The organism is Streptomyces sp. NPDC093094 (genome assembly GCF_044754345.1).
Classification (GTDB): Bacteria; Actinomycetota; Actinomycetes; order Streptomycetales; family Streptomycetaceae; genus Streptomyces.
This window is the reverse complement of record NZ_JBIVOX010000009.1, coordinates 180,427-204,642: the sequence shown is the minus strand read 5'-3', so window position 1 is coordinate 204,642 and position 24,216 is coordinate 180,427. Positions and strand designations below refer to the sequence as shown.

26 protein-coding genes and 4 tRNA genes are annotated in these 24,216 nt (G+C 70.9%); 6 read left to right on the top strand and 24 right to left on the bottom strand.

The genetic code is table 11. The features are described 5' to 3' along the window. Positions 1–532 precede the first annotated feature (532 nt). The 9 genes from rplL to ACIQGV_RS21065 form a co-directional block, all read right to left on the bottom strand. Positions 533–916: a 50S ribosomal protein L7/L12 gene (gene rplL, locus ACIQGV_RS21105; RefSeq protein WP_402496786.1), complete on the bottom strand. Its 384-nt coding sequence runs from the start codon at positions 914–916 to the stop codon at positions 533–535. A gap of 121 nt (positions 917–1,037) precedes the next feature. Next, positions 1,038–1,568 carry a 50S ribosomal protein L10 gene (rplJ, locus tag ACIQGV_RS21100; RefSeq protein WP_328873243.1) on the bottom strand — a complete coding sequence of 177 codons (531 nt, stop codon included), beginning with the start codon at positions 1,566–1,568 and terminating at the stop codon, positions 1,038–1,040. Between the two features lie 298 nt (positions 1,569–1,866). Further along, positions 1,867–2,706 carry a DUF1396 domain-containing protein gene (locus tag ACIQGV_RS21095; protein ID WP_402496588.1) on the bottom strand — a complete coding sequence of 280 codons (840 nt, stop codon included), beginning with the start codon at positions 2,704–2,706 and terminating at the stop codon, positions 1,867–1,869. 75 nt (positions 2,707–2,781) lie between these two features. Further along, positions 2,782–3,642 carry a hypothetical protein gene (locus ACIQGV_RS21090; protein WP_402496587.1) on the bottom strand — a complete coding sequence of 287 codons (861 nt, stop codon included), beginning with the start codon at positions 3,640–3,642 and terminating at the stop codon, positions 2,782–2,784. Positions 3,643–3,759: 117 nt separating this feature from the next. After that, entirely contained in the window at positions 3,760–4,485 is a 726-nt protein-coding gene (gene rplA / locus ACIQGV_RS21085; protein ID WP_402496586.1) for a 50S ribosomal protein L1, read from the bottom strand. A gap of 80 nt (positions 4,486–4,565) precedes the next feature. Beyond that, a complete protein-coding gene (gene rplK / locus ACIQGV_RS21080) occupies positions 4,566–5,000 on the bottom strand; it encodes a 50S ribosomal protein L11 (protein ID WP_018543896.1) in 435 nt (144 codons plus the stop codon). Between the two features lie 168 nt (positions 5,001–5,168). Then, positions 5,169–6,020, bottom strand: coding sequence for a transcription termination/antitermination protein NusG (gene nusG, locus ACIQGV_RS21075; RefSeq protein ID WP_402496585.1), 852 nt, complete (start codon positions 6,018–6,020; stop codon positions 5,169–5,171). An 80-nt stretch (positions 6,021–6,100) separates the two neighbouring features. Next, entirely contained in the window at positions 6,101–6,388 is a 288-nt protein-coding gene (secE, locus tag ACIQGV_RS21070) for a preprotein translocase subunit SecE (protein ID WP_402496584.1), read from the bottom strand. A gap of 105 nt (positions 6,389–6,493) precedes the next feature. Then, positions 6,494–6,566 (bottom strand) — tRNA-Trp (locus tag ACIQGV_RS21065). A gap of 273 nt (positions 6,567–6,839) precedes the next feature. Here ACIQGV_RS21065 and ACIQGV_RS21060 point away from each other — a divergent pair. Together ACIQGV_RS21060 and ACIQGV_RS21055 are read left to right on the top strand one after the other, a co-directional pair. Then, positions 6,840–8,066 carry a pyridoxal phosphate-dependent aminotransferase gene (locus tag ACIQGV_RS21060; protein ID WP_402496583.1) on the top strand — a complete coding sequence of 409 codons (1,227 nt, stop codon included), beginning with the start codon at positions 6,840–6,842 and terminating at the stop codon, positions 8,064–8,066. A gap of 137 nt (positions 8,067–8,203) precedes the next feature. Beyond that, positions 8,204–9,235, top strand: coding sequence for an adenosine deaminase (locus ACIQGV_RS21055; RefSeq protein WP_402496582.1), 1,032 nt, complete (start codon positions 8,204–8,206; stop codon positions 9,233–9,235). Positions 9,236–9,469: 234 nt separating this feature from the next. Here ACIQGV_RS21055 and ACIQGV_RS21050 read toward each other — a convergent pair whose 3' ends face one another. From ACIQGV_RS21050 to ACIQGV_RS21010, 9 genes are all read right to left on the bottom strand, one after another. Then, entirely contained in the window at positions 9,470–10,525 is a 1,056-nt protein-coding gene (locus ACIQGV_RS21050; RefSeq protein WP_402496581.1) for a UDP-N-acetylmuramate dehydrogenase, read from the bottom strand. Between the two features lie 122 nt (positions 10,526–10,647). Then, the gene (locus ACIQGV_RS21045) at positions 10,648–11,028 is read right to left on the bottom strand and encodes a DUF3291 domain-containing protein (protein ID WP_402496580.1); all 381 of its coding nucleotides are present in this window, start codon (positions 11,026–11,028) and stop codon (positions 10,648–10,650) included. Positions 11,029–11,267: 239 nt separating this feature from the next. Then, complete coding sequence (locus ACIQGV_RS21040; protein WP_402496579.1) at positions 11,268–12,728, bottom strand: MFS transporter; 1,461 nt, start codon at positions 12,726–12,728, stop codon at positions 11,268–11,270. Positions 12,729–12,831: 103 nt separating this feature from the next. After that, a complete protein-coding gene (locus tag ACIQGV_RS21035) occupies positions 12,832–13,404 on the bottom strand; it encodes a TetR/AcrR family transcriptional regulator (RefSeq protein ID WP_402496578.1) in 573 nt (190 codons plus the stop codon). 91 nt (positions 13,405–13,495) lie between these two features. Continuing rightward, the gene (locus tag ACIQGV_RS21030; protein ID WP_402496577.1) at positions 13,496–13,924 is read right to left on the bottom strand and encodes a MaoC family dehydratase; all 429 of its coding nucleotides are present in this window, start codon (positions 13,922–13,924) and stop codon (positions 13,496–13,498) included. 4 nt (positions 13,925–13,928) lie between these two features. Further along, the gene (locus tag ACIQGV_RS21025) at positions 13,929–14,381 is read right to left on the bottom strand and encodes a MaoC family dehydratase N-terminal domain-containing protein (protein WP_402496576.1); all 453 of its coding nucleotides are present in this window, start codon (positions 14,379–14,381) and stop codon (positions 13,929–13,931) included. 106 nt (positions 14,382–14,487) lie between these two features. Further along, positions 14,488–14,652 (bottom strand): 50S ribosomal protein L33, encoded by a 165-nt coding sequence (gene rpmG / locus ACIQGV_RS21020; protein ID WP_003948671.1) that lies wholly within the window; start codon positions 14,650–14,652, stop codon positions 14,488–14,490. Between the two features lie 91 nt (positions 14,653–14,743). Continuing rightward, positions 14,744–14,816: transfer RNA gene (locus ACIQGV_RS21015), tRNA-Met, on the bottom strand. Between the two features lie 46 nt (positions 14,817–14,862). Continuing rightward, positions 14,863–14,935: transfer RNA gene (locus ACIQGV_RS21010), tRNA-Thr, on the bottom strand. Between the two features lie 225 nt (positions 14,936–15,160). Here ACIQGV_RS21010 and ACIQGV_RS21005 point away from each other — a divergent pair. Beyond that, positions 15,161–16,417, top strand: a complete 1,257-nt coding sequence (locus ACIQGV_RS21005) for an amidohydrolase family protein (protein ID WP_402496575.1) — start codon at positions 15,161–15,163, stop codon at positions 16,415–16,417. A 136-nt stretch (positions 16,418–16,553) separates the two neighbouring features. After that, positions 16,554–17,210, top strand: coding sequence for an SDR family oxidoreductase (locus ACIQGV_RS21000; RefSeq protein ID WP_402496574.1), 657 nt, complete (start codon positions 16,554–16,556; stop codon positions 17,208–17,210). Between the two features lie 21 nt (positions 17,211–17,231). On the opposite strand, the gene ACIQGV_RS20995 is transcribed toward ACIQGV_RS21000, so the two are convergent. Together ACIQGV_RS20995 and ACIQGV_RS20990 are read right to left on the bottom strand one after the other, a co-directional pair. Further along, positions 17,232–17,444, bottom strand: coding sequence for a hypothetical protein (locus ACIQGV_RS20995; RefSeq protein WP_402496573.1), 213 nt, complete (start codon positions 17,442–17,444; stop codon positions 17,232–17,234). Between the two features lie 104 nt (positions 17,445–17,548). Further along, a tRNA-Tyr gene (locus ACIQGV_RS20990) sits at positions 17,549–17,630 on the bottom strand. A gap of 170 nt (positions 17,631–17,800) precedes the next feature. Between ACIQGV_RS20990 and ACIQGV_RS20985 the strand changes: the two genes are divergently transcribed. After that, positions 17,801–18,289 carry a YajQ family cyclic di-GMP-binding protein gene (locus tag ACIQGV_RS20985; protein WP_402496572.1) on the top strand — a complete coding sequence of 163 codons (489 nt, stop codon included), beginning with the start codon at positions 17,801–17,803 and terminating at the stop codon, positions 18,287–18,289. Positions 18,290–18,390: 101 nt separating this feature from the next. Beyond that, entirely contained in the window at positions 18,391–19,638 is a 1,248-nt protein-coding gene (locus ACIQGV_RS20980) for an APC family permease (protein ID WP_402496571.1), read from the top strand. 33 nt (positions 19,639–19,671) lie between these two features. Here the strand turns inward: ACIQGV_RS20980 and ACIQGV_RS20975 are convergent, their stop codons facing one another. From ACIQGV_RS20975 to ACIQGV_RS20960, 4 genes are all read right to left on the bottom strand, one after another. Beyond that, positions 19,672–20,064, bottom strand: a complete 393-nt coding sequence (locus tag ACIQGV_RS20975; RefSeq protein ID WP_402496570.1) for a YccF domain-containing protein — start codon at positions 20,062–20,064, stop codon at positions 19,672–19,674. Beyond that, a complete protein-coding gene (gene htpX / locus ACIQGV_RS20970) occupies positions 20,061–20,924 on the bottom strand; it encodes a zinc metalloprotease HtpX (protein WP_402496569.1) in 864 nt (287 codons plus the stop codon). The genes ACIQGV_RS20975 and htpX overlap by 4 nt, the downstream gene beginning before the upstream one ends. Positions 20,925–21,119: 195 nt before the next feature. Continuing rightward, positions 21,120–22,643, bottom strand: coding sequence for an NADH-quinone oxidoreductase subunit N (locus ACIQGV_RS20965; protein ID WP_402496568.1), 1,524 nt, complete (start codon positions 22,641–22,643; stop codon positions 21,120–21,122). Then, a complete protein-coding gene (locus ACIQGV_RS20960) occupies positions 22,640–24,214 on the bottom strand; it encodes a NuoM family protein (protein ID WP_402496567.1) in 1,575 nt (524 codons plus the stop codon). The genes ACIQGV_RS20965 and ACIQGV_RS20960 overlap by 4 nt, the downstream gene beginning before the upstream one ends. Positions 24,215–24,216: the final 2 nt, after the last annotated feature.

The window sequence follows — 24,216 nt, the reverse complement described above, 5'->3', positions numbered from 1 at the left end:
CCTCACTCACCCAAAGAGGCAGGCTTCTCTTTTTTCGGCCGTCGGGCCAGGTCGGAGAAGTCCGGTCGTCAGTGCTGAGGTGAGGGCAGGCCCCTGGTGACGGGCAGGGGACAGCTAACAGGCAGCGCAAAGGGTCAGTGTAGCCACTTGGCACACTGATGTCCAGTGCGGGTTTTCATGAACCCTCGTTGTTCTCAACTCCTGCGACAAGGCCACGCCCTCAACGCACGTTGATACTGCCCTCTTCGCCGTCGATCCATGCCTCGGATTCGGACCGTTGTGACGACGCGTCCTGAGAATTGCGCGCCGCGTTCGGTTCGTCAAGGCCCCCCTGGCCGGAACCAGGATGTTCGAAGACACGACGAAGATCACCATACCTCCCGCCGTACCGGGTGCAAGGCAACCGCGACCGCCCCTCCGGGAACGCCGAAGAGCGACCACCCAGATGGATGATCGCTCTTCGGTGCGTCGGCGTTACAGCCCTACAGGGCCGTAATCAGCTCGCAGGGAGTCCGTGCGGACCGCTGAGGTCTTACTTGACCTCGACGGAGGCGCCGGCGCCCTTGAGGGCCTCGGCGGCCTTCTCCGCGGCGTCCTTGGCGACCTTCTCGAGAACGGGCTTCGGGGCGCCGTCCACGAGGTCCTTGGCCTCCTTCAGGCCCAGGGAGGTCAGCTCGCGCACGACCTTGATGACCTGGATCTTCTTGTCACCGGCACCGGTGAGGATGACGTCGAACTCGTCCTTCTCCTCCTCGGCCTCGGCGGCCGGGCCACCCTGCGCCGGGCCGGCGACGACGGTCGCGGCGGCGGCGGTGACGTCGAACTTCTCCTCGAACGCCTTCACGAACTCGGAGAGCTGGATGAGGGTCATCGTCTCGAACTCGGCGAGCAGTTCGTCCTGGGTGAGAGCCATGATGGCTTTCCTTCCACTAATTCGGCTGGTGCCGGATGTACATGAATGGCGGGCGTACATTCGGCCCGCGACGACCGCTGCCCCAGGCGCTGGGCCTCAGGCGGCGATCATGATGCGAGCCGAATTACTCGGCACCGCCCTGCTCGTCCTGCTTGGCGCGAAGGGCGTCCACGGTGCGGACGAGCTTCGAGGGAAGCGCCTGGAAGAGCTGCGCAGCCTGCGTCTGCTTGCCCTTCATGGCGCCCGCCAGCTTGGCGAGCAGAACCTCGCGGGACTCGAGGTCCGCAAGCTTCTTGATCTCATCGGCGGACAGCGCCTTGCCGTCAAGGACACCGCCCTTGATGATGAGGTTCGGGTTGTCCTTGGCGAAGTCGCGCAGACCCTTCGCCGACTCCACCGGGTCACCGGTGACGAAGGCGACGGCCGTCGGACCAGCGAAGAGCTGGTCGTCCAGCGTGATCCCGGCCTCGTTGGCCGCAATCTTGGTCAGCGTGTTCTTCACCACGGCGTACTGGGCGTTCTCACCGAGCGAACGACGCAGCGTCTTGAGCTGCGCCACGGTGAGACCGCGGTACTCGGTCAGCACGGCGGCGTTCGAGCTACGGAACTTGTCCGTCAGCTCGGCAACCGCGGCAGCCTTGTCGGGCCTCGCCATAGAGCCTCGGCCTCCTTCCGGGTGATTCGGACCGCGCGGACCCGAAGGAGGACTGGGGAAAACGAAACGCCCCGGCGCAGGCGCTCGGGGCGGACTCGACCGGCCGTACACAGCGTGTGTGCACTCCGGGAGTTCTTCCACGGTCACCTGCGCGGGTCGCCCGCATTTACAGCGGATCCTTCGGCCACCGCACCCTCTTGCGAGTGCACGGCAACGACCAGCGGTCTTTGGCTTCTCAAGGAGAGTACGTGACCGGATCGCCCGCAGGCAAATCCGGTCGTACGGGGACCGTGCGGGCTCAGCCCTGGCCCATCTCCTCCATCATCTCGGCGAGGTCCATGGTGTCCTTCGCCGCCGGTGCGACGACCTTCACGGGCTCGTTGACCGCGAGGAAGGTGATGGTCATGTCGAAGGCGCCCTTGTCGGCGTCACCACGGGTGCGGAACCGCTTGGGGCGGTCGTCGCCGTCGATCCACATGTCCATCTTCAGCTCGTCGATGCCGAGGTCCTCGTACTGCTTCAGGCTCTTCTCACGGCGCTCGCGGGTCTTCTTGTCCTCGTCCTTGAGCGAGGCGCGCAGGTCGTCGAGCTTGATCGTGCCCCGGTAGTGCGTGGTGCCCACCCCGTCGACCTTCTCGGTGCCGAGCCGCTCCACGTCGTCGGCGTCGGTGAGGAAGCCCGCCTCGGCGGCCGGGTTCTGCTCGACCTGGTTGGCCCCGAGACCGGCTGCGGCGCCGTTCTTCTCCAGGGCGGACATGTCGAACTTCATCCAGCTCTTGCCGTCCATCTCCTTGGCGGCCTCGGCTCCCCCGCCGAGGTACATCGCCTTGTCGACGAGCCGGATCTCCACCTCGCCGCTCTCGTCGGCCGTCTTGCCGTCGACCTTCATCTTCATGCTCATGGCCAGCGGTTCGAAGCTCATCGCGGCGGTGCCGCTGACCTCGCCCTCGCCGGGCACGGTGCCCTCCATGCGGTAGCGCAGGGAGGTGATGTCCTCGGAGTTCTTCGCGGCCTTGGCGACGGCCGCGGCCGGCTCCATCCCGGGCGACCCGCCGCTGTCGGAACAGCCGACGGCGCCGGCCAGCAGCAGCGCCGCGAGGCCCGCGGTGGCGGCACGGGTGCGTACGGAAAGAGCCATGGATTCCCCCCACGGAAAAAAGATGCAGATGCACAGTCCGCTCGGAGCGTAGCCGAGGGCTCCGACAACGGCCTCTCAATTCCCGGCCGGACCGGGCATCAGCGCCGTGAAGTCCTGGGTGTCGGCGGCCGGGGGCGGCGCGACCCTCACGGGTACGCCGTAGTCGCCGTAGAAGGAGATCTGGGTGACCTGTCCGGTCTCCGTGCGGTCCTTCTCGACCTTCTTGACCAGCAGGCCGTCTCCGTCGATCCACACGTCGAGGGTCTGTGTCCGCACCCCGGTCTGCCGCAGCCGCTCGCGCAGCGCGGCCTCCTCCAGGTCGGCGACGCGGACCGTGGCCCGGTACCGGGTGGCGGGTTCGCCGCGGACCGTCTCCGTGCCGACCCGGTGCGCGTCGCCCGCGGCCGGCAGCAGTCGCAGGGCCTGGTGCGGGGCTGCCTCACGGATCTGCTCGGCGAGAGCGGAACCGGAGTCGCCGAGGCCGGCGAGGTCGTCCCAGTCGTAGCGGATCCAGTGCCTGCCTCCGGCCTCGGCGGCGAACTCGTCGCCCATGCGCGCGTAGTACGCGTCGGCCAGATAGCGGGCCTGCATCGTGGCGGAGCCCAGCTCGCGCATGGTCTCGGCCATGCTGCCGCCGGTGTAGGTGACGGTGAGGGACCCGGTGAGGCCGTCCGCCCAGGCGAGGGTGCCCGACGAGGTCATGGAGACGTCCTCGCCGAGGGTGGTCGTGGACTCCACCCGCGCCGACCCGGCCCGTCCGGTGGCCCGCTCGGCGGCCCGCAGCGCGGCGACCGCCTCCGGCTCGGCCGTGGCCGTACGGCGCCCTCCGGCGTCCTCCCGAGGGCCGTCGCCGCCCGCGGAGGTGCAGCCGGCCGCTCCCGCGAGCACCAGTGCCGCGAGCAGCGCCCGGCCCCGTCCCGTCCTGCCGCAGGTCATACGTCCTCCCCGTGCCGTGCCTGCCCGCACGCTAGCGCAGGGCGCCACAACGGGAACGGGCCCCGCACCTTCGAGAAGGTGCGGGGCCCGTGGCCTGCTTCAGTGAGCCCGAGAGGCTCAGACCGCGGCCGGGTCCTCCTCGACGAGGAGGTTGCGGGTGCGGTTCGAGTCGAGCGGAATGCCGGGGCCCATCGTGGTGCTGATGGCGGCCTTCTTGATGTAGCGACCCTTGGCGGCGGACGGCTTCAGACGGAGGATCTCCTCCAGGGCCGCGCCGTAGTTCTCCACCAGCTTGGCGTCGTCGAACGACGTCTTGCCGATGATGAAGTGCAGGTTCGAGTGCTTGTCGACGCGGAACTCGATCTTGCCGCCCTTGATCTCGGTGACGGCCTTGGCGGTGTCGGGGGTGACGGTGCCGGTCTTCGGGTTCGGCATCAGACCACGGGGGCCGAGGACGCGGCCGAGACGGCCGACCTTGCCCATGAGGTCCGGGGTGGCGACGACGGCGTCGAAGTCCAGACGGCCCTTCGCCACCTCGTCGATGAGCTCGTCGGCGCCGACGATGTCGGCGCCCGCGGCACGAGCGGCCTCGGCACGGTCACCGGTCGCGAAGACCAGGACCCGGGCGGTCTTACCGGTGCCGTGCGGGAGGTTCACGGTGCCACGGACCATCTGGTCGGCCTTGCGCGGGTCGACACCCAGACGGAAGGCGACCTCGACGGTGCTGTCGAACTTGGTCGTGGAGGTCTCCTTGGCGAGACGGACGGCCTCGAGCGGGGCGTACAGCTTCTCCCGGTCGACCTTGGCGTCCGCAGCGCGGAGAGACTTGCTGCGCTTGCTCACTACTGCTCCTGGGGGTTCTTAGGAGTTGTGGTCCGGGCCGAGCGGGCCCTGCCACTACTGCTTGTCTACGAGGTTGGGGCTCAGCCCTCGACCGTGATGCCCATGGAACGGGCGGTGCCGGCGATGATCTTCGACGCGGCGTCCAGGTCGTTGGCGTTGAGGTCGGGCATCTTGGTGGTGGCGATCTCGCGGACCTGCGCCTCGGTGATCTTGGCGACCTTGGTCTTGTGCGGCTCGCCGGAGCCCTTCTCGACACCAGCGGCCTTGAGGATCATCTTCGCGGCCGGCGGGGTCTTGGTGACGAAGGTGAAGGAGCGGTCCTCGTAGACCGTGATCTCCACCGGGATGACCCAGCCACGCTGCGACTCGGTCGCGGCGTTGTAGGCCTTGCAGAACTCCATGATGTTGACGCCGTGCTGACCGAGCGCGGGGCCGACCGGCGGAGCCGGGTTCGCCGCACCGGCGTTGATCTGGAGCTTGATGAGCCCCGTGACCTTCTTCTTCTTGGGAGGCATAGCTCTCCGGGTCCTTTCGATTCGGGTCCTGCCCGTGTTCGGGAATCACCCGGACGCAGGCATACCGCACAACGATAACGGGTATGGATGCGCGGCCAAAAACCGAGCAGGTCAGACGAGCCTCGGCGGCTTGTCCGACCTGTTCGGAAGTGCGGTGCCCAGAAGGGGTCAGTTCTTCTGGATCTGGTCGAAGCTCAGCTCGACCGGCGTCTCGCGGCCGAAGATCTCCACCAGACCCTTGACCTTCTTGGAGTCGGGGTTGATCTCGTTGATCGTGGCCTGGAGCGTGGCGAACGGGCCGTCGGTGACGGTGACCGAGTCGCCGACCTCGAAGTCCAGCACCTGGACCTCGACCTTGCGCTGCGGAGCCGGCTTGCCCTCGGCCTCGGCGGCCTCGCGGGCGGCCTTCTCCTCGGCCTCCGGGGCGAGCATCTTGACGATCTCGTCCAGGGTCAGCGGGTACGGGTCGTAGGCGTTGCCCACGAAGCCGGTGACGCCGGGGGTGTTGCGGACGACGCCCCAGGACTCGTTCGTCAGGTCCATGCGCACCAGCACGTAGCCGGGGAGCTTGTTCTGACGGATCGTCTTGCGGTCGCCGTTCTTGATCTGGACGACCTCTTCCTGCGGCACCTCGGCCTGGAAGATGTAGTCCTCGACGTTCAGGGAGACCGCGCGCTGCTCCAGGTTGGTCTTCACGCGGTTCTCGTAGCCGGCGTAGGTGTGGATGACGTACCACTCGCCGGGCAGGGTGCGCAGCTCCTCGCGAAGCGCCTGGACCGGGTCGACGGGAGCGGCCTCCTCGGCCTCCTCCGCCTCTTCCTCGGACTCCGTCCCGTCGGCGGCCTCGGCCTCGTCGGCCTCGTCCTCGACATGGAGAGCGGCTTCCTCGGCGGGCTCCCCCGCGTCGGCCTCGGCAGCCTCGAACTCGTCCAGGTCCTCGTCCGCGCCCTCGACGATGTCGAGCTCGTCGTCCACCGACTCATCCGGCTCGATGGCGTCGTTCAGGTTCTGGTCAGACACGGTGGCTGCTTCTTCCTGGGTGCATAGGGGTGGAACATGCGAAAGGGGCGCCGGTAACCGCGGCGCCCTTCGCTTCTGGCTCAGCCGAAGACGTACTTGGCTGCGTGGTCGAGTCCATAGTCAATCACGGTGACCAGACCGATCATGATGACCACGAAGACGATCACGACGGTCGTGTACGTGGTCAGCTGGTTGCGCGACGGCCAGACGACCTTGCGGAGTTCCGCGACGATCTGGCGGTAGAAGAGAGCCAGACGCTTCAGCGGGCCCTTCTTGGCGCGCTTGCCGCCTTTGCGGGCCTTCTTCTTGGACTCCGGCACCTCGTCCTGGGCGTCAGGCGTGTCGAGGGAGCCCACGGCGTCCGTCATCAATCCTCACCTGGTCCCGGGTCGTGGCCGTGCCGCGCCCGGTCTGAGCCGCACGGCGGTGCATTGCTGTACGTACCTGCGCACACATCCTGGCGGTGTGTGTAGCAGGGCCGGAGGGACTTGAACCCCCAACCGCCGGTTTTGGAGACCGGTGCTCTACCAATTGAGCTACGACCCTTTGTTGCGTCCCCCAACGTACCGCATCCGGACGGGTGCTCGGTGTGCACCGTCTGAGCGCGTGCCGGTGGAGGCCGACGAGGTGAGAGTGTACGTGTTCCTGGGCCGGTCGTCGAACAGAAAGTGGCCGTGGGGGCCGGGAACGTGAAGGATCGCCGGAAGATCACCCGGTCCGGGCCCGGAATCCGGACGTCTGTTCACCTGCCGACCCGCCCTGGTTCAGTCCGTGAAACCCGTGTGCCGGGCAGGTTTCGGGTCTGGAACGATGGGGCCCATGAGCGCTGCAACCCCTCCCACCGAGCGCCGGGTCTCCGCCCGCATCGGCGCGATCTCCGAGTCCGCCACCCTCGCCGTGGACGCCAAGGCCAAGGCCCTCAAGGCCGCCGGGCGTCCGGTGATCGGCTTCGGCGCGGGCGAGCCGGACTTCCCGACCCCGGACTACATCGTCGCGGCGGCCGTCGAGGCATGCCAGAACCCCAAGTACCACCGCTACACGCCGGCCGGCGGCCTGCCCGAGCTGAAGGAGGCCATCGCCGCCAAGACGCTGCGGGACTCCGGCTACCGGGTGGAGGCGTCGCAGGTCCTCGTCACCAACGGCGGCAAGCAGGCCATCTACGAGGCGTTCGCGGCGATCCTCGACCCGGGCGACGAGGTCATCGTCCCGGCCCCGTACTGGACGACGTACCCCGAGTCGATCCGCCTGGCCGGCGGTGTGCCCGTCGACGTCGTCGCCGACGAGACGACCGGCTACCGCGTCTCGGTGGAGCAGCTGGAGGCGGCCCGCACCGAGAACACCAAGGTCCTGCTGTTCGTCTCGCCGTCCAACCCGACCGGCGCGGTCTACTCCCGCGAGCAGATCGAGGAGATCGGCCGCTGGGCCGCCGAGAAGGGCCTGTGGGTCCTGACCGACGAGATCTACGAGCACCTGGTCTACGGCGACGCCGAGTTCCACTCCCTGCCGGTGGTCGTGCCGGAGCTCGCCGACAAGACCATCGTGGTCAACGGTGTCGCCAAGACGTACGCCATGACGGGCTGGCGCGTGGGCTGGATCATCGGCCCGAAGGACGTGGTCAAGGCCGCGACCAACCTCCAGTCGCACGCCACCTCGAACGTCTCCAACGTGGCCCAGGTGGCCGCCCTCGCGGCCGTCTCCGGCGATCTGTCGGCCGTCGAGAAGATGAAGGAGTCCTTCGACCGGCGCCGCAAGACGATCGTGCGGATGCTCAACGAGATCGACGGCGTGCTCTGCCCCGAGCCCGAGGGCGCGTTCTACGCCTACCCGTCGGTGAAGGGCCTGCTCGGCAAGGAGATCCGCGGCAAGCGCCCGCAGGACACCGTGGCGCTGGCCGCGCTGATCCTGGAGGAGGCCGAGGTCGCGGTCGTCCCGGGCGAGGCGTTCGGCACGCCGGGCTACCTGCGCCTGTCCTACGCGCTGGGCGACGAGGACCTCGTCGAGGGCGTCTCCCGCATCCAGAAGCTGCTGGCGGAGGCCCGGGACTGACGTCCCCTCCGTCGTGGGGCCCCGCCGATCCGGCGGGGCCCTTCTGTCTGCACGGGCGGGACGTTTCTTTGTGCGGGCAAGACCTCGTGAGGGGAAACCGCTACCGGGAGGTGTACGGCGTACGGCAGGATCGGCGAATGGAGCGTGTACGTGATCTCTCTGAACTGCCGAAAGCCCATCTGCACCTGCATTTCACCGGCTCGATGCGGCCGGGGACCGTCCTGGAACTGGCCGACAAGTACGGAGTGCGGCTGCCGGAGGCGCTGACCGAGGCGCTGACGAGCGGGGAGCCGCCGCAGCTGCGGGCGACGGACGAGCGCGGCTGGTTCCGCTTCCAGCGGCTGTACGACGCGGCCCGCTCGTGCGTGAGAGAGCCGGAGGACATCCAGCGGCTGGTGCGCGAGGCGGCGGAGGAGGACCTGCGCGACGGATCGGGCTGGCTGGAGATCCAGGTGGACCCGACCTCGTACGCGCCGCGCCTGGGCGGGCTGATCCCGGCGCTGGAGATCATCCTGGACGCGGTGGGGACGACCTCGCGGGACACCGGGATCGGCATGCGGGTGGTGGTCGCCGCGAACCGGATGAAGCACCCGCTGGACGCGCGCACGCTGGCCCGTCTGGCGGTGCGCTTCACCGACCAGGGCGTGGTCGGCTTCGGGCTGTCGAACGACGAGCGCCGGGGCATGGCCAGGGACTTCGACCGGGCCTTCCACATCGCGCGCGAGGGCGGGCTGCTGTCGGCCCCGCACGGGGGCGAGCTGACCGGTCCGGCCTCGGTCCGTGACTGCCTCGACGATCTGCACGCCGACCGGATCGGGCACGGGGTGCGTGCGGCGGAGGACCCGCGGCTGCTGAAGCGGCTCGCCGACCGGGGCGTGACCTGCGAGGTGTGCCCGGCCTCGAACGTGGCTCTGGGCGTCTACGAGAAGCCCGAGGACGTCCCCCTGCGCACTCTGTTCGAGGCGGGGGTGCCGCTCGCCCTCGGCGCCGACGACCCGCTGCTGTTCGGCTCGCGGCTCGCGGCCCAGTACGAGATCGCGCGCCGGCACCACGGCTTCACCGACCAGGAGCTGGCGGAGCTGGCCCGTCAGTCGGTGCGCGCGTCGGCCGCCCCGGCGGAGGTCAAGGAGAAGCTGCTGGCGGGCGTGGACGACTGGCTGACGGGCTGAGCGGTCACAGACCGGCGATCGGCGTCGGCGTTTCCGCCGCCGGTGTCCTCGGCTCGTCTGCCGCATCCGGCGGCCGGCACGGCGGCCATGGCCACGACGACCGCGATCACGGCCGTACGACGGTGTCCCGCGCCCCGCATGGGTGTCCCCTCCCCGCGCGCCCCCGGCGCGACGGAGGCAGACTCTGTGCCGTCGCTGTGGGAGCGCGCACGCGAGTGACCCGGCGGCCCGCGACTACAGGCTGACGCCGACCGTCACCGGTTCGTTGACCAGCGTGATGCCGAAGGTCTCGCGCACTCCGGCGACGACCTCGCGGGCGAGGTCCAGCAGGTCCTCGGTGGTGGCCTCGCCGCGGTTGGTGAGGGCGAGGGTGTGCTTGGTGGAGATGCGGGCCGGGCCGGTGCCGTAGCCCTTGGTGAAGCCGGCCCTGTCGATCAGCCAGGCCGCGGAGGTCTTGGTGCGGCCCTCCCCGGCCGGGTAGGAGGGCGGCTCGGCTCCCTCGCCGAGGCGCTCCTCCACGCGTGCGCGGAAGGCGGCGAAGGCCGTGTCGGTGAGGATCGGGTTGGTGAAGAACGACCCCGCGGACCAGGTGTCGTGGTCCTCCGGGTCCAGCACCATGCCCTTGCCGGCCCGCAGCTTCAGCACCGTCTCGCGGGCGTCGGCGAGCGGTACCCGGTCGCCCGGTTCCACGCCGAGGGCACGGGCCGTCTCGGCGTACTTGACCGGCGCGGACAGGCCGCCCGCGTCCTCCAGCCCGAAGCGGACGCGCAGGACGACGTACCGGTCGGGGTCGGCCTTGAAGCGGCTGTGGCGGTAGGAGAAGTCGCATTCGGCGCCGGTGAGCGCGACCGTCTCGCCCGCGCGGCGGTCGTAGGCCACGACCTCGGTGACGGTGGAGGAGACCTCCTGGCCGTACGCCCCCACGTTCTGGATCGGGGTCGCGCCCGCCGAGCCGGGAATGCCGGCCAGGCACTCGACTCCGGCGAGCCCGGCCTCCACGGTGCGGGCGACGGTGTCGGTCCAGACCTCGCCGGCGGCCACCTCCAGACGGGTGCCGCTGAGCTTCGCACCGCGGGTGGCGATGCGCAGGGCGGTGCCGGCGAAGCCCTTGTCCCCGATGACCAGGTTGGATCCGCCGCCGATGACCAGCAGCGGGGTGCCGGTGGCGTCGGCCTCACGGACGGCGTCGATCACCTCGGCGTCGGTGGTCGCGGTGACGAGCCGGGTGGCGGGGCCGCCCAGCCGGAAGGTGGTCAGCGGGGCGAGGGGGGCGTCGTGGAGTTCCTGCACGCGCCCAAGACTACGAGACACCGCCGGCAGCCCCGGCACACGCGTGTACGGCCCCGCCGGGGTGGGCGGGGCCGTACACGCGTGTGCCGGGGTGGGTGCCGGGGCCGTCGGCGTGTCCTGTCTCAGGTCAGGCGCCGGGCCGCCTCCGCCCAGTCGAGCGGAAGGTCGTCCCCGGTCACCGCCCAGGTCGCGAACTTCACGTCCTTCATCTCGGCGGCGAGACCGCGGGAGGTGGGGGCGTGGGTGCCGGAGCGGGCGAAGTTCTTGAGGGCGGCGGGCGACTCCCAGGCGGAGAGAGTCCAGAAGGTCCGCTTCAGCGGCTCCGCCTTCAGGGTCGCCCCGTAGGCGCCCGGTGCCCGGCTCACCTGCCGCCACACTCCCGGCGTGCGGGCGAGGAACCTGAGCGCTCCCCACAGGCTGCGGGTCTCGAAGCGGGAGGCGAAGACATGGACGTCGGCGCCCTGCGGCGGGGTGTTCGGCACGGTCCAGGGAAGGGTGGGCATCTCGGACTCCTCTGTGCGGCATCGCGTCGGTGCGGTGGGCGTCGGTGCGGGGCGGCAGTGCGGTGGAGCGGTGGAGCCTGGCGCGAACGGCCGTAGGCACGCGGGGCCCGGCCGCGGATGGGGCGGCGGTGCGGGCCCGCCCACCGGCGGACGGGCGGGCGGGCGACCAGCGGACGGGCGGGCGGACGACCGGCGACCGGCGGGCGGAGTGCGGAGTGCGGCGTCGGTGCCGGGCGGGATCAGCGGGTGGAGGGCTCCAGGACCTTCTCCGGGGCCGTGCCGCCGTCGGCCGGGGTGCCCTGCGCCGCGGCGGCGTGGCGGCGACCGGGGATCATCAGGGCGGCGAGCCCCGCGAGGGCGACCACCCCGGCGCCGACGGCGACGGCGGGCCGCAGTCCGTCGACGAACGCCTGGGCGGACTCGTAGCCGCCCCGGGCCGAGAAGATCGAGGACATGACCGCGATGCCGAGCGCGCCGCCCACCTCGCGCAGGGCGTTGTTGGCGCCGGAGGCGATGCCCTGCTCCTTGGCCGTGACACTGGCCATGACCAGTGCCGACGCGGGGGCGAAGAACAGCGCCATGCCGATGCCGCTGAGGATCAGGCCCGGCAGCTGCGAGGCGTAGGAGGCGTCGGCGGTGGCCACGGAGGCGAGGTAGCCGAGACCGGCGGCCTGGAAGAAGAGACCGGCGGCGACGACCGGACGGCCGCCGATGCGGTCGGACAGGATGCCGGCGACGGGTGCGACGAGCATGGGCATGCCGGTCCAGGGGAGCATGCGCAGTCCGGCCTCGGTGGGCGAGTAGCCGAGCACGCCCTGCATGTACTGGCTGAGCAGGAAGATCGAGCCGAACATGCCGAGGAACATCAGCAGGCTCGCGGCGTTGATGCCGGCGAAGGCACGGGAGCGGAACAGCCGCATCGGCAGCATCGGGTTCTTCGCGCGGGTGCCGTGGACGACGAACCCGGCGAGCAGCACGGTTCCGGCGCCGAGGCCGAGCAGCACGGGCAGTCCGGTCCAGCCGTCGACCGGGCCGCGGACCAGGCCGTAGACGATGCCGAAGAGACCGCCGCTGGCGAGCAGGGTGCCGGGCAGGTCGAGCGGGGCGCCGGAGCCGTGGGACTCGGCGAGCCGCAGCCGGGCGAGCGGCAGCAGGGCGACGCCGAGCGGGACGTTCAGCCAGAAGATCCACTGCCAGGAGACGTGCTCGGTGAGGGTGCCGCCGATGAGCGGCCCGGAGGCGACGGCGAGACCGTTGACCGCGCCCCATATGCCGTACGCCATGCCGCGCTTCTCGGCGGGGACGGCCGCGGTGAGCAGGGTCAGGGTGATGGGCATCATCACGGCCGCGCCGACGCCCTGCACCGCGCGGGCGGCGATCAGCGAGTCGATGCCCGGCGCGAGGGCCGCGGCGGCGGAGGCGAGGGTGAAGATCGTGAGCCCGATGCCGAAGAGACGGCGGCGGCCGAAGCGGTCTCCGAGCGCCGCGCCGAACATCAGCAGCACGGCGAAGGTGAGCGTGTAGGCGCTCACGGTCCATTCCAGGTCGTGCAGCCCGCCGCCGAGGTCCTCGCGGATGGAGGGCAGGGCGGTGGTGACGACGAGGTTGTCGAGGGCCGCCATGAACCCGGCGACGCTGGTGATGACGAGGGCCCAGCCGACTCCGCCGCGGCGGGCACCTGGTGCGGTGTGCTGTGACATCTCTCCCCCAGAGGATGCTCGTGGATGACTCGAGGTTTACTTAGTTATTGCTGACTAACTTTCGCGGCCATGAAAAAAGACCGGCAGGCCCCCGGTCGCCGGCCTACTCGTCTTCCGGCAGTTCCTTGCGCCGAGAGGACTCGTAGAGCCCCTCCCAGACACGGTGACCGGGAGGAAACCCCATGGCCACCAGGCAGTTGATGAGCATCCCGAAGGCCATGAAGGTCGTGGTCTCGTTCACGTCGGCGCCCAGCGGCAGATGGACCGTGTCCCACAGCCGCATCCAGCCCGTCCGCACGGCTTCGCCGAACTCGTGGTCGCCCTCCTGCTCGGCGGCGCCCACGGCGATGTACATCTGCATCTGCATCATCAGCCGCTCGGGACGCTCCGCGATGACCCGGGTGTACGCATCGGCCATCGCGTGCAATGCCTCTTCGCCCTCCAGGCCCTCGGACGCCTCCCGGAAGGTGCGGATGGTGTCCTCCATGCACCGCTCGGACGCCGCCAGGAAGATGGCCTTCTTGCCCGGGAAGAGCCGGAAGAGATACGGCTGCGAGACCCCGACCCGCTTGGCGATCGCCTCGGTCGACGTGCCGTGGTAGCCGCCGCGGGCGAACTCCTGCGTCGCCGCGCGGATGACGCTCTCACGCCTCTCCTCTGCGCTCATCCTGACCATGCCCACAAGTTAGTACTCAATCACTAACTAAGTCAAGCGGGAGAAAGGGGCACCCCGTCCCGGCGGGGCGCCCCTTCGCCTCACAGGCGCGTCAGGCCAGGCGTACGACCGCCCGGGACATGCCCAGCACCTTCTGGCCGGCGCTGGTCACCGTCAGGTCGACACGGACGGTGTTGTCGTCCAGCTTGGCCGCGACCTTGCCGCCGACCTCGATCTGGGCACCCTGGTCGTCGTTCGGGACCACCACGGGCCTGGTGAAGCGGACGCCGTACTCGACGACCGCACCCGGGTCGCCGGCCCAGTCGGTGACCACACGCGCGGCCTCGGCCATGGTGAACATGCCGTGCGCGATGACGTCCGGCAGGCCGACCTCCTTGGCGAACTTCTCGTTCCAGTGGATCGGGTTGAAGTCGCCGGAGGCGCCCGCGTAGCGGACGAGGGTGGCGCGGTCCACGGAGAAGGTCCGCACCGGCAGTTCGGTGCCGACCTCGACGTCGGCGTACGCGATCTTCGCGGTCATCTGCTCACGCCTCCTCGGCCGCGCGGGCCACCAGCTTGGTCCAGGCGGTCACGACGTGCTCGCCGGCCTCGTCGTGCACCTCGCCCCGGACGTCCAGGATGTCGTTGCCCGCGAGGGACTTGATGCCCTCGATGGTGGAGGTGACCGTCAGCCGGTCGCCCGCCCGCACGGGACGAGAGTAGGCGAACTTCTGGTCGCCGTGCACGACCCGGCTGTAGTCCAGGCCGAGCTGCGGGTCGTGGACGACCGCCTGCGCGGCCTTGAAGGAGATCGCGAAGACGAAGGTCGGAGGAGCGATCACATCGGGATGGCCGAGCGCCTTGGCGGCCTCCGGGTCCGTGTAGGCCGGATGGGTGTCCCCGATGGCCTCCGCGAACTCGCGGATCTTCTCCCGGCCCACCTCATAGGGCTCGGTGGGCGGGTAGCTGCGCCCCACGAAGGACTGGTCGAGTGCCATGGCCCGGCGCCTCCTGGTCTGAGCTGTGTCGAAACTGCGTTGCTGGTGAAACGGCACGAGGCCGCCCCCCTGGAACAGCGGGGGCGGCCTCGTACGTGAGTCTGAGTCAGCGCGTCTCGCGGTGCGCGGTGTGCGCGTTGCAACGCGGGCAGTGCTTCTTCATCTCAAGACGGTCCGGGTTGTTACGCCGGTTCTTCTTGGTGATGTAGTTCCGCTCCTTGCACTCCACGCAGGCCAGCGTGATCTTCGGGCGGACGTCGGTGGCAGCCACGTGAGTGCTCCTTGACGAACGGGTAGGATTTAATTCAACGCAAGAAAGAGTAGCCGATCGAAGGACCGACCCCGCAATCGGCTACTGTCAGTAGCGGTGACCGGACTTGAACCGGTGACACAGCGATTATGAGCCGCTTGCTCTACCGACTGAGCTACACCGCTTTGATGTGATCCGTTCCCGTCTCGCGACGGGAACCTCTCACACCAGAGCCCCAATACGGAATCGAACCGTAGACCTTCTCCTTACCATGGAGACGCTCTGCCGACTGAGCTATTGGGGCGAGCGAGGAAGACATTACACGGTCCGCGGCCGTTCACCCAAATCCGTATCCGAGACCCCCTCCGGCCCTTCGCCACGCCTCTCCCGAGGGCCCTTCCGGCCCCTCCCTCCCCGTGCGCCCGCCCGGGGCCACACCGGTACGACTATTGCGCTCCTCCCGGTCCCGGACCGGCCGCCGCCCTAGGCTCGACTCACTCTGCGTGATCATGTGAGCCCCTGGAGCCCGATGCCCGACAGCCAGCCGCAGCCGCCCCCCTCGTCGTCCTCGCCGGGCTCCGTGGGGCGGTCCGGCACGCTGCTGCTGTGCGGGGCGCGGCTGACCGACGGCCGGACCGTCGACGTACGGCTGGGCGACGGGCGCATCGAGGCGGTCGGCACGGCCGGCAGCCTCGGCGGCCGTGCCCGCGGCGGCGGCGCCCGTGTGGACCTCTCCGGCCACCTCCTGCTGCCGGCTCCCGCGGAACCCCACGCCCACGGCGACACCGCCCTCACCGCCGACCAGGACGGACCCGTCTCCTACGAACCCCTCGACGTGCAGCGCCGCGCCACCGAGGCGGCCCTGCTCCAGCTCGGCCACGGGGCCACCGCGCTGCGCGCCCACGTGCGCGTGGGCGACGTCCCCGGGCTCGGCGCGCTCGGTGCCGTGCTCCAGGCCCGGCGCTCGCTGCGCGGGCTCGCCGAGCTGACGACGGTCGCCGTACCCCGCCTGCTGACCGGGGCGGCCGGTGCCGACGGGCTCGCCATGCTGCGGGACGCCCTGAAGATGGGGGCCTCCGTGGTGGGCGGCTGCCCCGACCTCGACCCCGACCCCACGGGCTACGTCGAGACCGTCCTGGAGGTCGCCTCCGAGCACGGCTGCCCCGTCGACCTGCACACCGACGCCGCCGACCCGGCCCGCCTCGCCCGGCTCGCCGCGATGGCCGGGGGGCTGCGGCCCGGTGTGACCCTGAGCCCCTGCGGGGGCCTGGCCCGGCTGCCCGGCGAGGCCGCCTCCCGCACCGCCGACCTGCTCGCCGCGGCCGGGGTGAGCGTGGTGTGCCTGCCGCAGGGCGGCTGCTCGGCCGCCGACCGCCGCGCCACCGCCCCCGTCCGGCTGCTGCGCGCCGCGGGCGTCCGGGTCGCCGCCGGCAGCGGAGCGCTGCGCGACGTCTCCAACCCGGTGGGGCGCGGCGATCCCCTGGAGGCCGCCTACCTGCTGTCCTCGCGCTCCGGGCTGCGTCCCGAGGACGCCTACGACACCGTCAGCGCCGCCGCGCGGGCCGTACTCGGTCTTCCCGAGGTCCGTGTGGAGGCGGGCTTCCCCGCGGAGTTGCTCGCCGTGCGCGGCGACCGGCTCTCCGGCGCGCTGTCCCTGGCCTACAGCCGGATCGTCATCCACCGGGGCCGTGTGGTCGCCCGCACCAGCGCGGTGCGCGAGTACTGCAACTCGGCCGGCGCGGAGGAGCCGGGACTGCCCCGTCAGGGCCGGGGAGAGGCGCCGTAGCGGGACCGGGAGACCGAGGCGCCGAGGCACGGCACCCCGCGTCCGGGCGCGTCCGGCGGGAGCACGGGTCGTGCCGGTGGGCGGCCGGGTCCGGGCCGTGGGGCGAGGGCGGGCGTTCGGGCGTACGGTCGAAGGCATGCGCATTGTCATCGCTGGGGGCCATGGTCAGATCGCGCGGCGGCTGGAGAAGCTGCTCTCCTCGCGCGGTTACGAGGTCGCGGGCATCATCCGCAGGCCGGAGCAGGGCGACGATCTGCGGGAGGCGGGCGCCGAACCGGTGCTGCTGGACCTGGAGTCGGCCTCGGTCGAGGAGGTCGCCGCGCATCTGCAGGGCGCGCACGCCGCGGTGTTCGCGGCGGGTGCCGGTCCGGGCAGCGGGGCGGCACGCAAGGACACGGTCGACAAGGGCGCGGCCGTGCTGTTCGCGGACGCGGCCGTCCGGGCCGGCGTACGGCGCCTCCTGGTGGTGTCCTCGATGGGCGCGGACCCGCGCCACGTGGGCTCCGAGATCTTCGACGTCTACCTGCGCGCCAAGGGCGAGGCGGACGCCCACGTACAGGGCCTGGACGCGCTGGACTGGACGATCCTGCGGCCCGGTTCGCTGACGGACGACCCCGGGACCGGGCAGGTGCGGCTGGAGGCGCGTACCGGCCGGGGCGCGGTCCCCCGCGACGACGTGGCCACCGTCCTGGCCGAGCTGATCGAGACCCCGGCGACGGCGGGCCTGACGCTGGAACTGATCGGCGGCAGGACTCCGGTGCCGGTCGCGGTGAAGTCGGTGGCCGGCAACTGAGCGCGCCCGGGGCGGGTTCGCTCAGAACAGAGGCAGCTGCCCCGGGAACTCCGGGACGACGTAGCCGTCCAACGACGGCTGCGCCGCACCCAGTTGTGCGGGCCGACGGGACCCCGGGCACGAGACGAGCCGGTCGCCCTCCCGCACGCCGGGCGGATCGTGCCGGGCGAACCGTCCGGCGACGACGGCGATTTCACGGCGGCACTCGGGGCAGTGCCTGCGACGGGACGACATGCCCTCAGTGTGCCCGCCGGGTCCGACAACGCCGCTTCGCCACGGACAGGCACGCACCCAACGCGAAGACCCCCTCCGTTCGCACGGAGGGGGTCTTCGACGCGTGGCGGCGCCAGGATTCGAACCTGGGTAGGCTAAGCCGACGGATTTACAGTCCGCTCCCATTGGCCACTCGGGCACACCGCCATGGGATTGTCGCTCGGACCCGCTTTGCGGCGGTGTTCCGTGGCAACGACGTAAACAATACCTGATCCCGGGGGGTGCTTCGCCACCCGGTTGATCTGCGCCGAGATCGCTAGGCTTGAGGCCGTATCCGCAGAGCGTCATCACAGCATCCGAGCAAGGAGCCACACGTCATGGCCGACTCCAGTTTCGACATCGTCTCCAAGGTCGAGCGGCAGGAGGTCGACAATGCACTCAACCAGGCAGCCAAGGAGATCTCCCAGCGCTACGACTTCAAGGGCGTCGGTGCCTCCATCGCGTGGTCCGGCGAGAAGATCCTCATGGAGGCGAACTCCGAGGAGCGGGTCAAGGCCGTCCTCGACGTCTTCCAGTCCAAGCTGATCAAGCGGGGCATCTCGCTGAAGGCACTGGACGCGGGCGAGCCGCAGCTCTCCGGCAAGGAGTACAAGATCTTCGCCTCCATCGAGGAGGGCATCTCCCAGGAGAACGCCAAGAAGGTGGCGAAGATCATCCGCGACGAGGGCCCCAAGGGCGTCAAGGCCCAGGTCCAGGGCGACGAGCTGCGCGTCAGCTCCAAGAGCCGTGACGACCTCCAGACCGTCATCTCCCTGCTGAAGGGCAGGGACTTCGACTTCGCGCTGCAGTTCGTCAACTACCGGTGACCTCACCGGCCGTGGAGGGCGGGCGTCCCGGGATCTCCCGGGGCGCCCGCCCTCCGCACGGGTGAACCGGGTGTTCGTCCTCCTTCGCTAAGGTGCGCCGCATGACGGACACCTCGGGTCCCGGGCTGCGCCGCACACTCGGTGTGGGCGACGCCGTGGTCGTCGGGCTCGGCTCGATGATCGGGGCGGGGATCTTCGCCGCGCTCGCACCCGCCGCGCACGCCGCGGGCACCGGACTGCTGCTCGGCCTCGCCCTGGCCGCCGTGGTCGCGTACTGCAACGCCATGGCGTCCGCCCGGCTGGCCGCGCTGTATCCGGCCTCGGGCGGGACCTATGTGTACGGGCGGGAGCGGCTGGGCCCGTTCTGGGGCTACCTCGCCGGATGGTCCTTCGTCGTCGGCAAGACCGCCTCCTGCGCCGCGATGGCGCTCACCGTGGGCGCCTACGTCTGGCCGGAGCAGGCGCACGCCGTGGCGGTCGCCGCCGTGGTGGCGCTGACGGCCGTCAACTACGGGGGCGTGCAGAAGTCCGCCCGGCTGACCCGGGCCGTCGTGGCGTTCGTCCTGGCCGTCCTGGTGCTGGTCGTGGCCGTCTGCCTGGGCTCCGGGGAGGCGGAGGGCGTCCATCTGCGCATCGGTCTGTCGGGCGGCCTGTACGGGGTGCTCCAGGCGGCCGGGCTGCTGTTCTTCGCCTTCGCCGGGTACGCCCGCATCGCCACGCTCGGCGAGGAGGTCCGCGACCCCGCGCGCACCGTCCCCCGTGCCGTCCCGCTCGCCCTCGGCATCGCGCTGGCCGTGTACGCGTGCGTGGCGGTCGCCGTGCTGTCCGTGCTGGGCCCGCAGGAGCTCGGGCTGGCCACGGCCCCGCTGGCCGACGCGGTGCGGGCGGCCGGGCTGCCCGGGCTGGTGCCGGTCGTGCGCGCGGGTGCGGCGGTGGCCGCGCTGGGCTCGCTGCTCGCGCTGATCCTCGGCGTCTCGCGCACCGCTCTCGCGATGGCCCGCGACCGCCATCTGCCCGGCGCTCTCGCGGCCGTGCACCCGCGTTTCCAGGTGCCCCACCGCGCGGAGCTCGCTGTCGGCGCGGTGGTGGCCGTCCTCGCCGCCACGGCCGACCTGCGGGGTGCGATCGGCTTCTCCTCCTTCGGCGTTCTCGCGTACTACGCCGTCGCCAACGCCTCCGCCTGGACCCTCGACCCGTCCCTCAGGGCCCGTGCCCTGCCGGTCCTGGGCCTGCTGGGCTGCGCGGTGCTGGCCTGCTCGCTGCCGGGCACCTCGGTCGCGGCGGGCGCCGCCGTCCTGGCGGCCGGGGCGCTGGCCCACGGAGTACGGGCACGGACGGCCGGGAGCTGACGGAAACCCTGCCGGGGCCGGGTCCTGTGCGGGTCAGCGGCCTGCGAACGGTTCGTCCGTCGGGACGATCTCGCGGCCCAGCGGGAACAGGGAGACCGGGGTCAGCTTGAAGTTGGCGATGCCGAACGGGATCCCGATGATCGTCAGACACAGCGCGATCCCGGTGACGATGTGCGCCAGCGCCAGCCACCAGCCGGCCAGCACCAGCCAGAGCACATTGCCCACGCACGAGGCCGCGCCCGCGTCGCGGCGCTCGACCGTGGTGTAGCCGAAGGGCCAGAGGGCGTACACGCCGATGCGGAAGGCCGCGATGCCGAAGGGGATTCCGATGATGGTGATGCACAGCAGCACGCCCGCGGCCAGATAGCCGAGGAACAGCCAGAAGCCGCTGAGGACGAGCCAGATGACGTTCAGGACGAGTTTCATCGGCGGGGACCTGCCATCTGTTCCAGGCGCGAGATGCGCTCGGCCATGGGCGGGTGGGTGGAGAACATCCGGGACAGGCCCTGACCGGGCCGGAACGGGTTCGCGATCATCATGTGGCTCGCCGTCTCGATTCTGGGCTCGGGAGGCAGGGGCAGCTGTTTGGTGCCGTTCTCGAGCTTGCGCAGGGCGGACGCGAGGGCGAGGGGGTCGCCGGTGAGCTGGGCGCCGGAGGCGTCGGCCTCGTACTCGCGGGAGCGGCTGATGGCCATCTGGATGAGGCCGGCGGCGAGCGGGCCCAGGATCATGATCAGCAGCAGGCCGAGCAGACCGGGTCCGTCGTCGTCGTCCGAGCGGCCGATGGGGATCAGCCAGGCGAAGTTGACCAGGAACATGATCACCGAGGCGAGGGCGCCCGCGACCGAGGAGATGAGGATGTCGCGGTTGTAGACGTGGCTGAGCTCATGGCCGATGACGCCGCGCAGCTCGCGTTCGTCGAGGATGCGGAGGATGCCTTCGGTGCAGCACACGGCGGCGTTGCGCGGATTGCGGCCCGTCGCGAAGGCGTTGGGCGCCTCCGTCGGGGAGATGTACAGGCGGGGCATGGGCTGGCGGGCCTGGGTGGAGAGCTCGCGGACCATCCGGTACAGGGCGGGCGCCTCGAACTCGCTGACCGGGCGGGCCCGCATGGCGCGCAGGGCGAGCTTGTCGCTGTTCCAGTACGCGTACGCGTTGGTGGCGAGGGCGACCAGCACCGCGACGATCAGTCCCGTACGGCCGAAGAAGCTGCCGATGACGATGATGACCGCGGACAGTCCCCCGAGGAGTACTGCGGTCCTGAGCCCGTTGTGCCGGCGGTGCACGGTACGCCCTCCAAGTGGTGCGGCAGGGGAACCCTTTGCTGTGTGGTCTGCGATACCACTGGTGTCGTGTTGTTCACGTCCAGTGGACCCTCCCGCTTGGGACAACGCGAGGCGGGAGCCACTAGTTCCCTTGTGCGCGCCGGGCGTGCGGCTCTGCGGTGTGGGCCGTACGGGTGACCGGGCGGCCCGCACCGCTCAGAACAGGCCGGTGTCCGTGAAGCGGAGGACCATCTGGGGCGCCCCGGACAGGACGACGGCGATGACGGCGGTGACCGCGATCGCCGCCGTGAGGGGCGCCGGGGCGGGATGCCGGGCAGCGTCGCCCTCGGGGGCGCGGAAGAGCAGACCTGTCCACTTCAGGTAGTAGACCAGCGCGATCACGACGTTGACGGCCATCACCACGGCGAGCCAGCCGAGGCCCGCGTCGACGGCCGCCGAGAAGACGGTGACCTTCGCGAACAGGCCGATGACGCCGGGCGGCAGGCCCGCGAGGCAGAGCAGGAAGAAGGCCAGGACGAGGGCGGTGACGGGGTTCTGCGCGTACAGGCCGCGGTAGTCCGCCACGCGGTTGAGCGTGTGCCTGCGGCCCACCAGGGCGGCCACCGCGAACGCGCCGAGGTTCACGGCGCCGTACATGAGGGCGTAGGCGACGGTGGAGCCGACGGCCTGCTCGGCGTCGTCGGCGTACGCGGCGGCGGCGACGGGGACGAGGAGGTAGCCGGCCTGGCCGACGGAGGACCAGGCGAGCAGGCGTACGGCGCTGTACGCGCGCGTGCCCTGCTGCCGCAGGGCACCGACGTTGCCGACGGTCATGGTGAGCGCGGCCAGCACGGCGAGGGCGGGGCCCCAGACGTCTCCGTAGGACGGCAGGGCGACGACGGTGACGAGGATCAGGCCGGTGAAGCCGACCGCCTTGCCGACGACGGACAGATAGGCGGCGACCGGGAGGGGGGCGCCCACGTAGGTGTCCGGGACCCAGAAGTGGAAGGGCACGGCGGCCGTCTTGAAGGCGAAGCCGACGAGGGCGAGGACGACGCCGGTCCGGGCGAGGGTGTGCAGCTGGCCGTCGACGTCCTGGATGCGCTCGGCGATTTGGGTGAGGTACAGGGTGCCGGTCGTGGCGTAGACGAAGCTGACGCCCATCAGGCTGACGGCGGTGGCCGTGACCGAGGACAGGAAGAACTTCAGGGCCGCCTCGGAGGAGCGCCTGTCGCCGTGGCGCAGGCCCACGAGGGCGAAGGCCGGCAGGGAGGCGACCTCCAGGGCGACGATCAGGGTGGCCAGGTCGCGGGAGGCGGGCAGCAGCGCGGCACCGGCCGCGGAGGAGAGCAGCAGGAACCAGAACTCGCCCTCGGGCAGTGCCTTGCGCTCGTCCTTCAGCGCGGTGACCGACAGCAGGGCGGCGAGGAGGGCGCCGGCGAGGACCAGGAACTGGACGACCAGGGTGAAGCGGTCCGCGGTGTAGCTGCACGCGCCGGGGTCACCGGTGAGGCAGAAGGTGGAGCGGTCGCCGTCCAGGAGGGGCAGCAGCAGCGCGGTCGAGACGGCCAGGCCCGCCACCGAGATCCAGCCGAGCACGGCCTTCTTCGCGTCGGGGACGAACAGGTCGGCGACGAGGACGGCGAGCGCGACGACCGCGGCGAGGGTGGGCGGCGCGACGGCGAGCCAGTCGACGTCCTGGACGAGGTTGACGGCCTGCGTCTGGGCCGGGGAGCTCATCGGGTGCCTCCTGCGAGGAGCTGCTGCACGGCCGGGTCGGTCAGGCCGAGGAGGGTCTTGGGCCACAGGCCCGCGACGAGGGTGAGGACGACGAGCGGGGTCCAGGCCGCGAACTCGTAGGTCCGGACGTCGGTGAGCTTCGGCACCTCGTCCCGGGCGGCGCCCATGCACACCCGGCGGACCACGACCAGCAGGTACGCGGCCGTCAGCAGGGTGCCGAACGCGCCGATCGCCATGAAGGTGAGGAAGGCGGGTCTGCTGAGGCCCTCGGCCGGTTCGAACGCGCCGAACAGGGCGAGCATCTCGCCCCAGAACCCGGCGAGGCCGGGCAGTCCGAGGGAGGCGACCGCAGCGAAGGCGAGCAGGCCGCCGAGGCGCGGGGCCCGGCCGTACAGGGCGGCGCCGGTCTCCTCGGCGAGGGTGTCGAGGTCGGTGGTGCCGGTGCGGTCCTTCAGCGCGCCGACCAGGAAGAAGAGGAGGCCGGTGATGAGGCCGTGGGCGACGTTGGCGAACAGGGCGCCGTTCACGCCGGTCGGGGTCATCGTGGCGATGCCGAGCAGGACGAAGCCCATGTGGCCGACGGAGGAGTAGGCGATGAGGCGCTTGAGGTCGCCCTTCGCGCCGCGCCGGGCGAGGGCGAGGCAGGCGAGGGATCCGTAGATGATCCCGACGACGGCGAACGCGGCGAGGTACGGCGCGAAGTCGGCGAAGCCGTCGGGGGTGACCGGCAGCAGGATGCGGACGAACCCGTAGGTGCCCATCTTCAGCAGGACGCCCGCCAGCAGCACCGAGCCGACGGTCGGGGCGGCGGTGTGGGCGTCGGGCAGCCAGCTGTGCAGCGGCCACATCGGGGTCTTCACCGCGAGCCCGAGTCCGATCGCCAGTACGGCGGTGACCTGCACGGACGTGCTCAGGGACCGGCCGTTGTCAGTGGCGAGTGCCACCATGTCGAACGTGCCCGCCGTGATTCCGATCAGGAGCAGGCCGAGCAGCATGACCACGGAGCCGAGCAGCGTGTAGAGGATGAACCGCCAGGCGGCCTGGGCCCGTCCCTCGCCGCCCCAGCGGGCGATGAGGAAGTACATCGGGATCAGGACCGTCTCGAAGGCGAGGAAGAACAGCAGCAGGTCGAGGACGGCGAAGGTGGCGAGGGTGCCGGACTCCAGGACGAGCAGCAGGGCGACGAACGCCTTCGGGGACGGGCCCGAGGGCATCTTGAAGTAGCTGTAGAGCGCGCAGAGGAAGGTCAGCAGCGCGGTCAGGACCAGAAGGGGGAGGGAGATGCCGTCGATGCCGAGGTGGATGCGCACGTCGAGTGCGGGGATCCAGCTGATGTCCGTGCTCGCCTGCATCTTCGACGGGTGGTCGTGGTCGAAGCCGAGCGCGAGGGCGATCGCGGCGAGGAGGACCGCGCCGGTCACGGTGACCCCGTGCCGGAGCACGGCCTGCTCGGGCGACTTCCCCTTCAGTCCGGGCGGGGCGGGCAGCAGAGCGGCGGCGGCGCCGAGGAGCGGGCCGACGACGACGAACGCCAGAAGGAACTGCATCACTGACTCGTTGATATCGATCACGC